This is a genomic window from Anaerobacillus sp. QJM3NY_17 (assembly GCF_056173665.1).
This window is the reverse complement of record NZ_CM149685.1, coordinates 3,228,908-3,246,177: the sequence shown is the minus strand read 5'-3', so window position 1 is coordinate 3,246,177 and position 17,270 is coordinate 3,228,908. Positions and strand designations below refer to the sequence as shown.

Below are 17,270 nucleotides of genomic sequence, written 5' to 3'. Positions count from 1 at the left end.
GCCTAAGCGCTCCCGATCAATTCTTTATCGCTTATCCGCGAATTTGATTAGCAATTTGTGCGTCAGCATCTTCAAGAGATTTCGCAGTGCTTGCTAGTTGTGTTGAGATATCAGCGAGGAGACGTTGCATGTCTACGAAAGATGGACGAAGAGACTGATATTGATCACTAAAAGCTTGGCTTGCAGCACCTTCCCACATACCTTCTAACTCAGCAATCATTTTGTCTAAATTACCAATTTGTTCCTCTACTTTACTTTCTTCTGTTTGATAGCGTTGAGACATCGTAATAAGTTCTTCCGGTGTTACGCGAATTTGACCTGCCATTCAAAATCACTCCTCTTAAATTAGTAATGTGTGCATTATTCCTACAGAACTGCATCAGTCTTTCTTATATATAATTAGCATAATTTGTAATAACTTGATAGGTTTAATACACACATCGGCAAAAAATGTAACTTATATACTATGACATAATACCCCTTAATTTCCAGTTAATAAACATAAAAAATGAAAAATATGGAATTGTAATAAAATAAATGGAATTTTTGAGTGTTATTCCTAAGTATGAAATAGCTTTCCAGTATAATTTGACCGTTATCAGTCTAGCACTTGTTCAAAATTGGTTGATTAGTCAAACTGATCTTGAAGGAATATCTAACAGGTTAACGATGTTAGGAAAAATGACATAGGTAATTTTGATTGATGAAACTTTGTTACATAATTTAACAAATCAGTTGAAGCGGTGAATGTAATGCTTTAACGTATTGCGTAATTCAACGATTTGGAGGAATCATATGTTATCATCCAGTGTTGGTTATCTGTTGCTTTTAGTCTTTGGAGTGTTTTTTACAGGTCTTACGTTTTTCATGCAGCGAAGACGAAAACAGGCGATGACGGCGGAGCAGTATAGTACCGCTGGTCGTAGCGTAGGTGTAGGGTTAACGAGCGCGTCAATTATTGCAGCATGGACGTGGGCGGCTACCTTAATGATGTCCTCTTCGACTGGGTATCAGTACGGGATAAGCGGACCATATTGGTATGCTGCTGGTGCTTGTATTCAAGTGTTGCTGTTTGCGATTGTAGCCATACAATTGAAGCGTAGGGCACCAAATGCGCATACGTTTCTTGAATTTATCGGTCAGCGTTTTGATAAGAAAAATCACCGACTGATTATGGTCTTTGCTCTTATGACCAACATTTTAGTCACAGCAATGGTTATTCTCGGCGGAGCCATTGCTCTAAATTCCCTAACAGGTATGAATTTGTTTGTAGCAGCCTTTCTCATCCCCCTTACCTTCACGATCTACACCATGATTGGCGGATTAAAAGCTTCCTTTGTCGCTGATTACTTCAATACGATTATGATCTTTTTAATTCTTACCATTTTCGCGGTAGCGATCTACATGAAATTTGGAACAACCCCCATCTATGAAGGACTTCAAGATCTTCCATCTTCTACATCAATGCTTACGATGGCTTCTATTCCAGGACTCTTTTTCGGTATGATTAATATTATTGGTAACTTCGGTGCCGTTTTCGTTGATCAGGCCTACTGGCAGCGAGCAATTGCTAGTAAAGATAGTGCAACTTCACGAGCATACATATATGGAGGAATTGCCTGGTTTTCTATTCCTTTTGCGATTGCCACTTTCCTAGGTGTAAGTGCAGCTGGTCTTGGCGTGCCGATTAGTACTCCAGATTCTGTTGCGCCTGAAATGGCTTCCTATCTTCTTGGTAGTGTAGGGTCAATCCTTTTTCTCGCAATGCTATTTATGGCCGTAATGTCGACTGGAGCAGCAGAATTAACAGCTATTACGAATATTGTCGTAACAGACATTTATCGTCATTCGATCAATCCAAAAGCAAGCAGCCAAAAATTACTCAAAGTATCCCGAAAAGTAACGTTAAGCTTTGGACTAATGATGGGGCTTCTGTCTATTCTCCTTTTCTATGTAGGGATAAGTTTAGGGTTTGTGTATATGGCAATGGGCATCTTCGTAAGTGGAGCCGTTATTCCAGTAACGTTAGGATTATTGTGGAGAAAAGCGACGAATGAAGGAACATTTTATGGGGCATTGTCTGGATTTATTCTTGGAGTAACAGCTTGGATTACGTCCGCATATGTAATGTTTGGAGAAGTGAGTGGTGGTTCGCTCGGACAGCTTGAATCGATGTTCTTCGGGAATATTACCGTGTTTATCGTAAGTGGTGTTATTTCTGTTGGTCACGGACTAATGGCTAATCAAGAATTTGATTTTGATACATTGAAAGATAAATTCAAAAGCTTTGATGACGAAGAATTTGAAGAAGAGGAGGAGATTCGACTTGAACGAGCAGCTCGATAAAGATGCGAAACTTTGCGTAAGGTGGGCCATAGGGTTAACCGCTGTTTTCATCATCATCTTCCCAGGAATTATGTTCATCACTGGCTATGAATACAGTTTAAGTTTCTTTAAAGGATGGACGTATGTATCACTAGGGTGGCTCATTATCGCAGGACTGTTTATTGCCATTCGGCCAATTGTGGAAATGATAAATGAAGGAAAAGAGTCTTAAGGTTTTAGATAAATAAATTAGATGAACGAATAGTCGTGTTTAATAACAAGTACTCCCATGTGTTACTTGGTGAATGCTTTTTCTTTTTGCTCAAGGCGCAAAGAAATGGTTATTTTTCATAAACCTTCTGAATTAAGATACGTGCTTTTTTCAGCGTGCAGTACCAAATGAAGTTGGAAGCTTTAAGTCTATGAAGGAAAAACCTTCTCCTCTTTTTGTAAAGAATCACATTGCTTATTGGGTTACGGTTGCAAAAATTGTTTTTACCGATCCACAAGATATGAGCGTTAGTCACGTTGAGAAAATATTCGAAACGTGGAACGGAGCGGTCTCCACTTTTGTATCATGATGGTTCGTTTGATATGAATGTTGGACCGATTGAATTCAAATATAAGAGTAAAGCAAAAACACCTCATCAAATTTAATTTGGATGAGGTGTTTTCATTATTGTTGCTCCACTATTTTTCTTCGACTAATGCTTATATGTTCACTGAAAAGAGTAGGCAGCGTCATGCCAATGATAATAATCACAATACCTGCAACTTGCAGAACCGATACTGTTTCACTTAATAAGATGACGGAAACCATGACAGCGATCGGAAGTTCAATCGCACTAAGAATGGAGGATTTCCCAAGGCCGACCTTTGGAATCGCGATGGAAAATAGGAAAACAGGAATGATCATTCCAAATAAGCCAAGTGCAATTCCGTAGACCCATAGTCCTTCTGTGAGCAATGTACCATTCCAAATAATTTCAGGAGATTGAAAAACCGCTGACATCAAGAACGCAAAAAAGGACACGATGACTAATCGGTTTGATGTATTCATTTTGGCGTTTGCTTTCCCATTGAAATAGAGGAAGAGTGAATAACAAAGTGCTGCTCCAAGCCCCCATAACCAGCCTTGCAAAGGGATGTTTGATAAGTCAGCATCAATGAGTCCTGCAGCAGGAATCGTTCCGCCAATTAAGATAATAAGTGAAAGTATTTCCATTCGTGTTGGAAGCTGGCGTTTTGAAATACTTGAGATTAGCATGCCAATCCATGTGAATTGAAAGAGCAAGACGACAGCTAGGGATGCTGGTAAATAATTTAATGATTGTCCATAGAGAATATTCGTTAAGCCTGTAAAAATCCCCGCGAAAATAAGGATTTTAATTCCAGAGAAACTTAGCTTTTGTCGATTAGTGATGAGAAAGATTAGCACGGCAATCAAAAAGCCGATAAAGAATTGACTCGTAACAGCTTCAGATGCTGTAAAGCCACTACCTATTGCTAATTTAATGATGGTTGAAACAACACCGTAACTGCTAGCCCCGATAATGACGAGCAACGGATATAAATACATTTTCATTGAACAATTGCCTCCAGTTAAGCTCTAGCTTTATAGTATCTCGATGAAAGCGCTTTTGATTTGAAAAACACAAATTCAAATATAGCTTAGATAGGATGAATAAAGCAATGGTTAATTGAGGAAAAGTGCCTGTCACCACCCGAATAATGCTCTTTTTTGTCTAATCGAAAGAGGTAACTTAATACTTTTATCAAATGAAACAGTTTAAAGCGAAAAATATTTTGATGATTTTTAATAAATCATAAATGAAAAAAGTTGGACTATGTGAGTTCCAACCTCTAAAGAAGTTTTCTGCTTTGTAGCAGTTATTTATGTAGCTATTCTATGTTAATAAACTAGCGCACAACTGATCTCAGAGACTTTCCCAATCAAAGGATATGTTCGTTCGGGATTAATTGTTAGAAAATTTAGATTTTGTAAACTACTTTACATTAAAGTAAAAAATCAAATTATATAATAAATAAAAAGTAAGTGGTACTCAAAAGGTGGGGATGAGCCTGGGGGATTGGAATGTCGTCAAAGAAGAAGCTACTTTTTATTTAAGTAAATTGATTCAAATCGAAACAACAACGAAGCTTCAAAATGAAATGGATGCTATTCTCTATTTAGCAAAAATCGCCGAAGAAAATGGTCTTCAAACTTCAATTCAGAAGACGGCAGCAAATAGAGGAAATATCATTATATCTCTAAAAAAAGAATATGAGTCGCCTGTGGTTTTATTGTCTCATGTAGATGTCGTTCCAGCGAATGCAGAAGATTGGAAGGTTCCTCCGTTTAATGGAGAAGTTGTAAATGAAGAGATATGGGGAAGAGGAACCATCGATACGAAGCAACTTACGATAACACATTTAATGGTACTTATTCTATTAAAACGAAATGGTATTGATCTTAAGCGAGATATTGTGATGGTAGCTACTTCGGACGAGGAGAGTGGAAGTCGTTATGGTCTTCTCCCATTTATACAAGAGAATCCAGGCTTTTTTAATCAAACAACAGTCTTTAATGAAGGGGGAGGATTCCCAATCCTCATAGGTGACAGAGCATATTACTTATGTGAGACAGGGCAAAAAGGTCGTGCCATCGTTAAAATAAACGCAAAAGGTCAAACCCCAAGCAATTCCTATTTACCCGATCAGTCAAGTCTACAAACCATATTGCAAGTGATACAAAAATTAAAGCATATCAAACTAAATGATACCATTCCTTCTTCTACAAAAACGTTGTTTGAAACAATCGCTTCAGAATATGGACATTCTTTCTCTGAGTTACAACTTGATGATTTTCTCGAATTGGTGCCAGAATATCAATCACTACTTCGGGCAATGGCTTCAACTACTGTTACTGTAACAAAATGGAATGGGGGAAGAAAGCATCCTATCCTTCGAGGAGAGTATGAACTTCATTTAGATTGTCGACCTGTTCCTTCAATCTCTAGAAGTGAATTTGAGAATTGGCTCAACACGATTCTAGACGGATTACCTGTTGAATGCAGCATTGAATCGTATACCGAAGGATTTGAAACGACCTTAAACCAGTCACATCTTGCATTATTTGAAAAAGAATTAAAAAAAGAGGTTCCTCATGCAAAAGTAGTACCGTTTCTATCTATAGGAGGTAGTGACTCAAAGCATGTTGTATCCTATGCTTCTCATATTTACGGTTACTGTCCGATGTTACCTGATATGACATTTGATCGAGTAATTAAAATGGTACATGGGGTGGATGAACGGATCCCATTGAATTCTTTTATTTTGGGGATCAAGAACTTGTACAGATTGTTAGTTGGAATAGGGGGTGAGGAAGATGAAAGCAATGGTACCTGATATCACATTTGAAAAAGCAGATCAGGCTGTTCAACTAATGAAGCAGAATGGAATTGATTCGTGGCTCATTCTGACGAGAGAAGGCTCAGATCCAGCTCTCCCTTTATTAGTAGGCATCCGCTCTGTTCATATGGCAGCTATTTTCCTAAGAAGTAATGGAGAACATTTGGCATTAACCTCTGTTAGCGATCGAGGAAGCTATGAAGCGATCGGCTTATTTCATAGAATTCTTACTTATGAAGCTAGTATGGAAGAATCGTTTCTAAATATTTTTAACCAGCTAAATCCTCAGAAAGTAGCTTTAAATATATCTGAATCCGATCATTTATGTGATGGATTAACTCAAGGGATGTACCTTTGGTTAGAAAAAGTTCTTGGCAGGAATCGATTACAACAGATTGAGACGAGCAGTGAAAGGCTCTTGAAGAAGCTACGTAGTATCAAAACTCATTCTGAAATTGAGCAGATACAACAAGCGATTACGATGACGACAGAAATCTATCAGGTAGTCTTTGGTCAGATAGTTTGCGGGATGACGGAAATTGAAATAGGGGATCTTTTTGTTCAAGAAATGAAGAGGAGGGGCGCTTCGAATGGTCTCGGCCATCCGCATGATCCTCCTCTCGTTTGTATCGTTCGAAAAGGATTAGCCCATCGCAAACCAGCGAGTCATGTAACGAAGCCTGGCGATCTACTTATTATTGATTTTAGTCTGAAATTAAATGACTATGTATCAGATATTGCGAGAACTTGCTATTTCCTACCGGAACAAGAAACGTATCCGCCTGTTGAAGTTCAGCATGCATTCAATACGGCTATTGCGGCTATTGATGCTTCTATCGAATCGTTGTTACCTAACAAGGCGGGATTCGAGGTAGATGCAGCTGGCAGAAAAGTGATAGAAGAAGCCGGATATCCAACGATTCGTCATTCGGTCGGTCATCAGGTAGGAAGAGAAACACATGATGGAGGGACGATTCTCGGGCCAAAACGTATACCGATTAGACCAGAGGTTGAAGGAGTTATTGCTGCTGGCGAAATTTACGCTATTGAACCAACCGTTATTCAGGACAACGGTCTTCCTTGTATCCTTGTAGAAGAGAATGTTCTGGTAACGGAGCAAGGGCCACTTATTCTAAGTGAAAGGCAAACTGAACTTGTCATAATCGAGTCAGGCAGGTGAACGCTTTGAATCTTATGGGAAAAGCAGAACTGTGGCTAAGAAATTTAATTAAAATCGATACAACAAATGAAAAGCAAAGTGAAATCCTAGCGGCTACTTATCTCAAAGAAGAATTAGCAAAAGAAAACATTGATTCTACTATCTTGTTCAGTACAGCTAATCGCGCCTCTATTGTGGCTAAGTTACATGGGTGTGGAAAGAAAGAAGAGCCCCTTGTCCTCCTTTCTCATCTTGACGTTGTAGCCGCCAATGAACAGGAATGGTCTTATCCTCCTTTTAGCGCTGCCGTTGCAGGTGAAGCTATTTGGGGGAGAGGGACTCTTGATACGAAACAGTTAACCGTTATGCATTTGATCGCCTTTATATCATTAAAAAGGAAGGGGTTCCTACTAAATCGAGATATCTATTTCGTTTCGACAGCGGATGAAGAAAATGGAAGTGCGGAGGGTATGTCCTATTTAGCGAAAACTCATCCGGAAATTTTTAATGGAGCAACGGTTCTAAGTGAGGGCGGAGGTTTTACTGTTGAAGGAGTTGATCAATGCTACATGCTGTATGCCTGTGGTGAAAAAGGTACAGCTAGAGTGAAATTAACTGCCACTGGTGAAGGTGGGCATGCGGGTAGTCCACCAGTAAATCAAGCGATCGATCATCTAACACATGTGTTAAGTCTTCTTCAAGAAACGGGATTTGCCTCCTCGACCTATAACGTTGAAAAGTTTTTTAAGCTACGCATAAAAGAACAGAAGCTTATAAATGATCAGCTTAGTTTTGTTCGTCAATTACGTGAGTACATGTCGCAACTCACTTATACAGTTGAACATATTAGCATAGGGGAACAGCTAAATGTTGTTCCTTATAAAGCAGAGGCTATCATTGAATTTAGACTTCTTCCATATCAAACTGAAAAGCAATTTGTGGAGCAGATCATTCCGCTCCTTGCTCGTAAGGAAGTAGGAGTCGAGATTCTTTCTTTTGAACAAGGTTATGAAAGTGATGCGCTTAGTGAAATGGTTCAATTGTTCAAAAAGTTTTCGTTTCGTGAGAGTCGAAGTATGGAGTGGGTCCCATTTACGGCGCTTGGTAAAACTGATGGTCGATTTATAGGTCAGAATGCTAGAAATATCTATGGCTTATCCCCAACGCTCACGCCTTTTACGGAGGTACTCAAAAGGGTTCATCAGGTAGATGAACGAATTGAGATCGATTCATTTCAATATGGCGTAGAGATGATGAGAAATGTTGTTCAAGAATACTGCATGATGAAAGGAGGGGGCGAAGTTGTATCAAGTTCAACAAGAGAAAATGAATCAAGTGATTGACCATCTTCAGCAATTGGATATAGACGCATGGCTTATCTATACATCAGAAGGCAGTGATCCATGCATTCCCCTTGTAACTGGAGTAGGAACTGTTGGTCCAGGGGTCTTTATGGTTACGAAAGATCGTCAGAAATTTGCACTATGTAGTAGTATTGATGCTCAAGATATTGAGGAATCCAGACTTTTCGATAAGGTGTACAAGCATGATGGTAATTTAGCTGGCCTTTTAACAGGTGTGATATCAGAAATGAAACCTAATAAGATTGCCTTGAATTTCTCAGTTGAGGAACACCTTGCCGATGGGTTAACCGCTGGGAGATACCGCTGGCTCACTAGAACCCTATGTGAAGTTTTTAAAGGAGAGATTGTATCATCTGAAACATTCTTATCCTCCATTCGAAGTATTAAAACAAAGACCGAAATCAATAGAATTGAACAGGCGATTAACATAACCGAGGAAATTTACAGTACCGTCTTCCAAAGAATGAAAATTGGAATGTCAGAGAGAGCGCTTGGGAAGCTTTTTGTGGAAGAAATGGAAAAGCGTCATGTTGTAAACGGTATTGATCGTAAGCTTTCTATGCCAATCGTTTTAAAAGAGAACGTTGCACACAGAGAGCCTGGAGAGGCAGTGGTAAAGGGCGGTGATCTTGTTATTTTCGATTTTAGTGTGGATGTGGAAGGATACGTCTCTGATATTGCCCGAACCGTTTATTTTCTGAAAGAAGGAGAAAGTGAACCACCAGATCATATTCATCAAGCATTTCAATCTGTCCATGAAGCAATTTCGATGGCTGGGGCAGCGATTAAACCAGGTGCAAAAGGTTATGAAGTTGATGATGCAGCGAGAAGGTTTTACTTGTCGCAGGGATTTCCAGAAATCTCCCATGCTACAGGACATCAAATAGGAAGAGATGTGCACGACGGTGGCATACTTCTTGGACCGAAATGGGAACGGTATGGGGCAGCACCACTTGGAGAAGTGAAAGAAGGAATGGTTTTTACGATAGAACCTACTCTTTTCTTAGATAATGGCATCCATTTTATCGTTGAAGAGAATGTTGTTGTCACATCTGAAGGGATTCGTTACTTGACGACTAGGCAGAATGAACTCATTCTCATTCCATTCAGCAAAGAACGGGAGGAGAAGGAAGTTGAAAAAGTATCTGATTAAAAGGCTACTCCAATCTATTCCAATTTTAATTGGTATTACAATTATGACCTTCGCCATCATGCAACTTGCCCCGGGTAATCCCATGCAAACAATGATTGACCCTAAAATATCCGCTGAAGAAATGCAGCGCGCTCAAGAAAATCTCGGTATGAACGATTCGCTACCTGTGCAATATGTCACGTGGCTAAAGGAAATTGCGCAGGGGAACTTCGGTTATACAGTGAAGACGGGTCAATCTGTCGGAGGGCTTATTGTTGAAAGGCTACCAGCTACACTACTATTAACGGGAACAGCTTTCATCATGGCATTTGCAATCGGTGTGCCACTCGGCGTTTATTCTGCAACACATCGCTACAAGCTACCAGATTATGTGCTAACCGTTATTTCATTCGTAGGTATTTCCATACCATCCTTCTTTTTTGGATTAGCATTAATCTTTATTTTTGCATTAAAGTTAGGTTGGCTTCCAACTTCAGGAATGATCACGGTTGGAGCAGATTATAGTGGATTTCAATTGTTTGTAGATTACCTCAAGCATGTTACGCTACCTGCCATCGTTCTAGCACTTCCAACAATAGCGGTTGTGATGAGGTTTACAAGGTCCAGTATGCTTGAAGTTCTCAATCAAGATTTCATTCGCACAGCTGATTCGAAAGGATTAAGTAAAAAGGTTGTTTATTTAAAACACGGACTGAGAAACGCTTTAATTCCTGTCATTACGATATTTGGTCTTTCCATCCCATTTCTATTTGGAGGAGCTTACATTACTGAACATATTTTTAACTGGCCAGGGATGGGGAGTCTCGGTATCCAATCGATTGTAGCTCGAGAATATCCAGTTATTATGGCATTGAATCTCTTTACTTCGATCCTAGTTATGTCAGGAAACCTACTAGCAGATGTGATGTATGCATGGGCAGACCCGAGAATTAGATACTGAAAGTAGTTAATGGAAAGGGGGAGTGAGATGAATGGCAGCTTAGAAGTTTCTGAAGAGAAGATCATTGTTCAGACAGAGGAAAGTAAAAGTTGGCGAGATAATGCAGCTTGGAAGCGATTTAAGAAGAACCGACTTGCCTTAATCGGTGCTGTTATTCTCATGGTGTTGTTACTGGCATCGATCATGGCACCTGTTCTTGCACCTTATAGTCCCTATGACTCTATCAAAAGTGAAGCAGGTACATTAGATGTTCTTGCACCTCCAGGAAGCGAACATATTTTAGGAACCGATAGTCTTGGAAGAGATATGCTTTCACGCATTATATACGGTGGTAGAGTCTCATTAAGCGTTGCATTTGTAGCCGTGATGATTGCAACTGTCACTGGTGTTCTTCTCGGAGTCATTGCAGGTTATTACGGTAGATGGATAGATACGATTATTATGCGTATTACCGATGTTGTGATTTGTTTCCCTGTTTTGTTTCTAGCTATTACGGTTGCAACAATTTTAAAACCTAACCTATTTAATGTCATGCTTATTATCGGCCTCGTTAGCTGGACAACCATGACCAGGCTAGTACGAGGTGAAGTTTTAAGACTAAGAGAGATGGACTACATCGAAGCAACGCGAGCAATGGGACAGCGAGACTTCATTATCATTATGAAGCATATATTGCCGAATATCATGGCACCGATCGTTGTGCAGGGGACGTTGCAAACTGCAGAAGCGATCTTAACAGAATCAGCCTTAAGCTTTCTAGGCGTTGGTGTTCAACAACCTGTTCCAAGCTGGGGTAATATGCTGAATGAAGCCACTTCTATTATGGTATTACAATTCAAGCCGTGGGTATGGATGCCGGCTGGATTTGCGATATTGATTACAATTTTATGTATTAACTTTGTTGGTGACGGTCTTCGAGATGCTTTAGATCCAAAAATGAAAAATTAAAAGGGGCGGTCTAAATGGGGAAAAAGGGTTTTGTAGGGATTATTTTCTTAATATTCACTCTTTTATTAACAGCTTGTTCTTCTACTAATAATGCAGAAAAGGCATCTACTGCCGAAACAGAGGAGGTTGTTGGCGGAACAGTTACGATTGCTTTTAACAGTGAGCCAGGAAACTTGAATCCAGCGATCTGGGCAACTACATCTGATACCGACATCACACACATGGTATTCGATTCTCTAGTTGTTCCCGATCAAGAATTAAAGATGGAAGGGCGTTTGGCTGAGAGTTGGGAAGTATCTGAAGATGGTAAAATATATACATTTAAGCTAAAAGATGGGGTTACATGGCACGACGGTGAAGCATTTACTGCGGACGATGTTGCCTTTACGTTCACTTCGCTTGCAGATGGAGCCTATGACTCTGGTGCCTATTGGAGGGTAGATCCACTTGTGGGAGCTGCTGAATACAAAGAAGGTAAAGCTAAAAGTATTGAAGGTATTGAAGTAGTAGATGATACAACAATTAAATTTACAACGAAAGAACCTTTTGCACCTTTCGTATCTGGGTTATTTATTGGAATCTTACCGGAGCATGTGCTAAAGGATGTTTCCCCAGGTGAGTGGGCCAAACATGAATCTAATCGCTCTCCAATTGGTACAGGACCATTCAAATTCGTGAAATGGGAAACAGGTCAATACATTGAATTAGAAGCGAACAAAGACTACTTTGGAGAAACGCCTAAACTTGACCGACTGATTGCTCGTTTTGGCGATGCGAATACTATGCTAGCCTCAGTGCTTAGTAAGGATGTCGATATCTCCCCGGTTCCTGTTTCTGAAACACCTTCAGTTGAATCACTGGATTATGCGAGTCTTGTGACACAAAATTCACTAAGTGTTTATTATGTAGGCTTTAACACGAAAAGTGCTCATTTCGATGACCCTAAAGTACGACAGGCATTGGCTCATGCTGTAGACAAGGAGTCGATTGTCACTTCCATTCTTGGTGAATATGGGAATATAGCGGATGATATTTTCCCTTCTAAGCACTGGTCCCATAGTCCAGATCTACCGATCTATGATTTTGATACGGCCAAGTCAGAACAACTGCTAGAAGAAGCAGGTTATGAAAAAAATAGTGAGGGGATTTATGAGAAGGATGGTAATGAGTTGAGTTTCATGATGGAAGTACCAACCGGAACGAAAGAAAGAGAAAAGTCCGCAGTCCTATTAAAGCAAATGTGGGAAAAAATTGGTGTGAAAGTCGAACTGAGATCGCTTGATTTTCCAACGCTTGTAACGAAGCTTCTCCCTAAGACTGATGACGGAAAACAGCGTGAAGTAACGAAGGATGACTACGATGCATACATTCTCGGATTTGGTATTGAAGTAGATCCAGATGAATACCGTAGTTATTTCGGCAGTGAATATATGCCTCCTAATGGTTATAACTTTGTCGGGTACTCTGATCAAAAGGTAGATGAGCTTTTAGAAGCTCAAACAACGGAAATTGATTTTGATAAGCGTCAGCAGTTGATTTGGGATGTTAGCCAAAAGTTAGCGGAAGATGAAATTTGGATTCCGTTATACGAACAAGAATCACCGTTCGTTGTAAACAATCGTGTTAATGGGTTCGAACCAGATTTTCGTGGGGTAACATTTAGTGCTGAAAGCTGGTCAGTATCAGAGTGATGATTTCAAATAAGACACAACGAGGGTTCGGGTGTCCCCCGAATCTTCTCACTTACAGGAGAGTGAGATGCTAGAAAGAATTGAAAAGCTGAAGAAAATAATGCAGAAAAATCACCTTGATGCTGTGTTTGTCAATTCCTATGAAAATCGAAGGTACTTGTCCGGCTTTACTGGGAGCAACGGATACGTTTTCATTACATCAAATGACCATAGTTTAATCACTGATCAGCGATACGCAGTGCGGGCAAATGAGCAGACAGAAGGATTTGAGATCTATATTTATGGAATTGATCCATATGAAATGATGAAGGACATCTTCTCTACAAAAACAATCAAGACGATTGGCTATGAAGCTAATTCATTAACTGTGCAGTTCTTCCATAACCTTCAAAACTTACTACCTCATATGGAATGGGTTCCGCTTTCTTCAGAATTCCATTCGATGAGGCGTTTAAAAGATGAGAAGGAATTGAAGCTAATCAAGCAAGCTGTAGAGATTGCAGATCAGTCTTTTCATGAGCTTCTCCCTCGGATTCAACCGGGAATGACGGAAAAAGAGGTGGCTGTGGAGCTTGAGTATTTAATCGGGAAAAATGGGCATGATGGACCAGCTTTTGGCACGATCGTAGCTTCTGACATTCGCGCAGCTTTACCTCATGCTACGCCTTCATCAAATGTGGTGAAAAATGATCACTTTCTTTTGATTGATTTTGGTGTAAAGTACAAGGGTTATATGTCTGACATGACAAGAACGATTTGGATTGGCTCTCCCAATCAAGAACTACAGCAATATGATCGAATTGTTCATAAAGCCCTTGAACAGGCGATTGCCGTGATAAAGCCAGGGAGGACAGGTCATGAAATTGATGCTGTCACGAGAAGGGTCTTTCAAAATGAAGGAATTGAATCCTATTGTCTCCGTGGACTTGGGCATGGTGTTGGATTAGCTATTCATGAGCATCCAAGAATCGTACTGAATGGGGAGGAAGTAGTAGAAGCTGGAATGGTTTTTACGGTTGAACCAGGTTTATACGTACCGAATAAAATAGGCGTAAGAGTAGAAGATATCATTCATGTGACGGACCGTGGCTGTGACATACTGACAAAAACTCCACGGCATATCCATATTTAAATTAGGGGGGATGAGATGGATCCTTTATTGAAAGTCCAAAATCTAAAAACATATTTTTATAGTGACCAGAAAGAAACCCCTGCTGTTGATGGCGTCTCATTTGAAATTAATAAAGGAGAAACTTTGAGTATTGTTGGAGAGTCAGGTAGTGGTAAGAGCGTTACATCGCTCTCAATACTTCAGCTGCTCCCCAAACCTCATGGAAAGATTATCGGTGGAGAAGTTCTATTTAAAGGAGAAAACCTTGTCACGAAAAGTGATGGAGAGATTAGAAAAATTCGAGGCAATGATATATCAATGATTTTTCAGGAACCAATGACATCACTTAACCCTGTTTATACTGTAGGAAATCAAATTGTAGAAGTCCTAGTCTTACATCAAAAACTCTCAAAAAAAGAAGCTAAAAAGAAAGCGATTGATATGCTCACTTTAGTCGGAATTCCTTCGGCAGATCAAAGAGTGAATCAATACCCCCATCAATTATCAGGCGGGATGCGGCAACGGGTCATGATTGCGATGGCCCTTGCCTGCAATCCGGATCTCCTTATTGCAGATGAACCCACAACTGCTCTTGATGTGACAACTCAGGCGCAAATCCTCGACTTGATGAATGATTTGAAAACCAAACTGGATACGTCCATTCTTCTTATCACACACGATCTTGGTGTTGTGGCTGAAACTGCTGATAAAGTGGCGGTCATGTACCTTGGAAGAATTGTCGAATACGCAGACGTTGAGACATTCTTTGAATCTCCTAAGCATCCATACTCACGCGGATTGATTCAATCCATGCCAGGCTTGAAAGATCGCGTGGCTCGTTTAAGCCCTATCAAAGGTCAGGTACCCCATCCATCTGACGTTAAGTCAGGATGTCGTTTTGCTAGTCGATGCGAGTATGTTGAGTCCATGTGCTTAAGTGAGGAACCACCGCTTATTGAAGTAGGTCGGAATAAAACAAGATGTTGGATGAATAGTGAAGACTGGACAGGCGAAGGGGGGATTAATGATGAACGAGAGACTGTTGGAAATAGAAAATCTTAAGAAATGGTTTCCGGTAGATACCGCAGGTTTCTTCTCGAAGGAAAAAAGTTATGTGAAAGCTGTTGATGATATTAGTTTTTATATTGAGAAGGGTGAAACGTTAGGATTAGTTGGTGAATCAGGATGTGGAAAATCCACAGCAGGCAGAGTAATCCTTCGTCTTCTAGAGGCATCTGAAGGAAGAATAGTTATTGAAAATGAAGACATTCGTGCTCTGAGTTCGAGGGAATTAAAAAAGAGAAGAAAGAACATGCAAATTGTTTTTCAAGATCCATACGCCTCATTAAATCCCAGGTTAAAAGTTGGACAAATTCTTGAAGAGCCAATGAGCATTCACTTGAGTCTTTCGAAAAAGGAAAGAAAAGAGCGCGTAAAGCAGATTATGAATGATGTGGGCTTAAATCAGAGCTATCTTGATCGGTATCCCCACGAGTTCTCTGGGGGACAAAGGCAACGGATCGGCATTGCGAGGGCACTTGCAGCGAATCCGAAGCTCATCGTTATGGATGAGCCTGTATCCGCACTCGATGTTTCGGTTCAAGCGCAGGTTCTCAATTTGATTCAAGATTTACAAGAGAAGTATGACTTAACATATTTGTTTATAACGCATAACTTAAGCGTTGTGAAGCATATATCGAATCGAATCGCTGTGATGTATTTAGGTAAAATTGTTGAAATCGCTGACCGAGATGAATTCTTTCATTCTCCAAAACATCCTTATTCAAAAGCTCTATTATCAGCGATTCCAGAACCCGATCCTAAGCAAAGGAAAGAAAGAATTATTTTAAAAGGAGATATTCCTAGTCCAGTAGATCCACCCGATGGATGTAGATTTCATACGAGGTGCCCATACGTGATGGATACTTGTCGGACAAAGACCCCTGATTTGAAGGTTACAAATAAAAATCACTTTGTAGCATGTCATCTTGAACAAACAGTAGAGGAGATTAATTAATGAAAATGTATGATGCAGTGATTGTAGGTGCAGGAATTATTGGTTGTTCCATTGCTTATTTTTTAACAGAGAAGGGTTTTGCGAATGTTCTAGTCATTGATAAAGGAGGCATCGCTTCAGATGTTACGGGTCTATGCCCGGGAGGAGTTCGTCAGCAATGGGGTACGGAAATTAATTGTTTAATGTCTAAAGCGTCCACCGAGTTTTTTAATGAAATTAATGACAGATTAGAACCAGAACATGAAATTAAATTTCGCAGTGTAGGTTATATGAATACGTTTCATTCAGAAGAAGCGAAAGCCAAGTATGCTGAAAACGTAGCGTTACAAAACTCTTTGGGGATTCCGACTAAGTTTATATCTCCCCAGGAAGCGAAGGAATTAATTCCTGGTATTAACGAATCAAGTTTTCTGACAGCAGCTTTTTGTGAAACGGACGGATTCGTAGATGATGCCTATCATGTGACACAAAGTTTTGCGGATGCAGCAAAACGTAAGGGTGTTGAATTTGTAAATGATACGGTGAATCGTATCGTTGTCGAAAATGGCGTCGTGAAAGGGGTAGATTGTGAGAAAAGAGGACTTATTGGGGCTGATCGAGTTGTTAATGCAGCGGGGTTAGGTTCTAAGAAAATGGCTGAAACTGCTGGTGTTGCTCTACCGATTGAATTTGAAATCAGGCGAATTTTATATACGAATCGAGTCCCCAAGCGAATTTTAGAGCCCCTCTTAATTTCGTTTGAGAAGGGATTTGCTGCAAAACAATTAACGGATGGTACATTGTATCTAAGTTATTTAGGTAAAGATCTTAAACCACCGTTTAACTCCTTCGATTATCAAGTGAGGGCTGCGGAAGTAGGAACGGAAATTTTCCCTCCTCTAGAGAGTTTAGTTTTCCATACACATGTTGATGGTCGATATGACAGCACATCCGATCACCAGGCAATTCTTGGTGATGTAGATGGAGTACTAGGGTATTATCAGGCGGTTGGAATGAGTGGACACGGGTTCATGATGTCCCCATCTATTGGTGAATCTCTTGCAGCGATGGTCACAGGAAATATTCCTCAAGTGGATGTATCGAGTCTACATTTTAATCGCTTCCAAACAAATCAACTAGTCTTTGAACCTAGCGTAGTATAGGAGGTATAT

The 17,270-nt window shown here is 40.0% G+C and carries 16 protein-coding genes; 14 read left to right on the top strand and 2 right to left on the bottom strand.

Going from position 1 to position 17,270, the window contains the following annotated elements:
- Nucleotides 1-31: 31 nt before the first annotated feature.
- The gene (locus AC0VYV_RS16940) at nt 32-325 is read right to left on the bottom strand and encodes a WXG100 family type VII secretion target (RefSeq protein ID WP_194219140.1); all 294 of its coding nucleotides are present in this window, start codon (nt 323-325) and stop codon (nt 32-34) included.
- 470 nt (nt 326-795) lie between these two features.
- Between AC0VYV_RS16940 and AC0VYV_RS16935 the strand changes: the two genes are divergently transcribed.
- From AC0VYV_RS16935 to AC0VYV_RS16925, 3 genes are all read left to right on the top strand, one after another.
- Nucleotides 796-2,346, top strand: a complete 1,551-nt coding sequence (locus tag AC0VYV_RS16935; protein ID WP_475372794.1) for a sodium:solute symporter family protein — start codon at nt 796-798, stop codon at nt 2,344-2,346.
- Nucleotides 2,327-2,557 carry a hypothetical protein gene (locus AC0VYV_RS16930; RefSeq protein WP_224882615.1) on the top strand — a complete coding sequence of 77 codons (231 nt, stop codon included), beginning with the start codon at nt 2,327-2,329 and terminating at the stop codon, nt 2,555-2,557. Before AC0VYV_RS16935 ends, AC0VYV_RS16930 begins: the two co-directional genes overlap by 20 nt.
- Before the next feature lie 190 nt (nt 2,558-2,747).
- The gene (locus AC0VYV_RS16925; protein ID WP_475372793.1) at nt 2,748-2,906 is read left to right on the top strand and encodes a hypothetical protein; all 159 of its coding nucleotides are present in this window, start codon (nt 2,748-2,750) and stop codon (nt 2,904-2,906) included.
- Nucleotides 2,907-3,001: 95 nt separating this feature from the next.
- On the opposite strand, the gene AC0VYV_RS16920 is transcribed toward AC0VYV_RS16925, so the two are convergent.
- The gene (locus tag AC0VYV_RS16920) at nt 3,002-3,904 is read right to left on the bottom strand and encodes an EamA family transporter (RefSeq protein ID WP_475373800.1); all 903 of its coding nucleotides are present in this window, start codon (nt 3,902-3,904) and stop codon (nt 3,002-3,004) included.
- A 497-nt stretch (nt 3,905-4,401) separates the two neighbouring features.
- On the opposite strand from AC0VYV_RS16920, the gene AC0VYV_RS16915 reads away from it, so the two are divergent.
- The 11 genes from AC0VYV_RS16915 (at nt 4,402) to AC0VYV_RS16865 (ending at nt 17,261) form a co-directional block, all read left to right on the top strand.
- Nucleotides 4,402-5,733 carry a M20/M25/M40 family metallo-hydrolase gene (locus tag AC0VYV_RS16915; RefSeq protein WP_475373799.1) on the top strand — a complete coding sequence of 444 codons (1,332 nt, stop codon included), beginning with the start codon at nt 4,402-4,404 and terminating at the stop codon, nt 5,731-5,733.
- Complete coding sequence (locus AC0VYV_RS16910; RefSeq protein ID WP_475372792.1) at nt 5,714-6,916, top strand: M24 family metallopeptidase; 1,203 nt, start codon at nt 5,714-5,716, stop codon at nt 6,914-6,916. The genes AC0VYV_RS16915 and AC0VYV_RS16910 overlap by 20 nt, the downstream gene beginning before the upstream one ends.
- Before the next feature lie 14 nt (nt 6,917-6,930).
- Nucleotides 6,931-8,238 carry a M20/M25/M40 family metallo-hydrolase gene (locus AC0VYV_RS16905; protein ID WP_224882758.1) on the top strand — a complete coding sequence of 436 codons (1,308 nt, stop codon included), beginning with the start codon at nt 6,931-6,933 and terminating at the stop codon, nt 8,236-8,238.
- Nucleotides 8,198-9,412: a M24 family metallopeptidase gene (locus AC0VYV_RS16900; RefSeq protein WP_224882618.1), complete on the top strand. Its 1,215-nt coding sequence runs from the start codon at nt 8,198-8,200 to the stop codon at nt 9,410-9,412. The genes AC0VYV_RS16905 and AC0VYV_RS16900 overlap by 41 nt, the downstream gene beginning before the upstream one ends.
- Complete coding sequence (locus AC0VYV_RS16895; RefSeq protein ID WP_224882619.1) at nt 9,393-10,352, top strand: ABC transporter permease; 960 nt, start codon at nt 9,393-9,395, stop codon at nt 10,350-10,352. Before AC0VYV_RS16900 ends, AC0VYV_RS16895 begins: the two co-directional genes overlap by 20 nt.
- Before the next feature lie 27 nt (nt 10,353-10,379).
- Nucleotides 10,380-11,300: an oligopeptide ABC transporter permease gene (gene opp4C / locus AC0VYV_RS16890; RefSeq protein ID WP_224882622.1), complete on the top strand. Its 921-nt coding sequence runs from the start codon at nt 10,380-10,382 to the stop codon at nt 11,298-11,300.
- 14 nt (nt 11,301-11,314) lie between these two features.
- Complete coding sequence (locus AC0VYV_RS16885) at nt 11,315-12,991, top strand: ABC transporter substrate-binding protein (RefSeq protein ID WP_475372791.1); 1,677 nt, start codon at nt 11,315-11,317, stop codon at nt 12,989-12,991.
- Nucleotides 12,992-13,058: 67 nt separating this feature from the next.
- Entirely contained in the window at nt 13,059-14,123 is a 1,065-nt protein-coding gene (locus AC0VYV_RS16880; protein WP_475372790.1) for a M24 family metallopeptidase, read from the top strand.
- A gap of 15 nt (nt 14,124-14,138) precedes the next feature.
- Nucleotides 14,139-15,164, top strand: a complete 1,026-nt coding sequence (locus AC0VYV_RS16875; RefSeq protein WP_224882626.1) for an ABC transporter ATP-binding protein — start codon at nt 14,139-14,141, stop codon at nt 15,162-15,164.
- Nucleotides 15,130-16,119 carry an ABC transporter ATP-binding protein gene (locus AC0VYV_RS16870; RefSeq protein WP_475372789.1) on the top strand — a complete coding sequence of 330 codons (990 nt, stop codon included), beginning with the start codon at nt 15,130-15,132 and terminating at the stop codon, nt 16,117-16,119. The genes AC0VYV_RS16875 and AC0VYV_RS16870 overlap by 35 nt, the downstream gene beginning before the upstream one ends.
- Nucleotides 16,119-17,261: an NAD(P)/FAD-dependent oxidoreductase gene (locus tag AC0VYV_RS16865; protein WP_224882632.1), complete on the top strand. Its 1,143-nt coding sequence runs from the start codon at nt 16,119-16,121 to the stop codon at nt 17,259-17,261. The genes AC0VYV_RS16870 and AC0VYV_RS16865 overlap by 1 nt, the downstream gene beginning before the upstream one ends.
- Nucleotides 17,262-17,270: the final 9 nt, after the last annotated feature.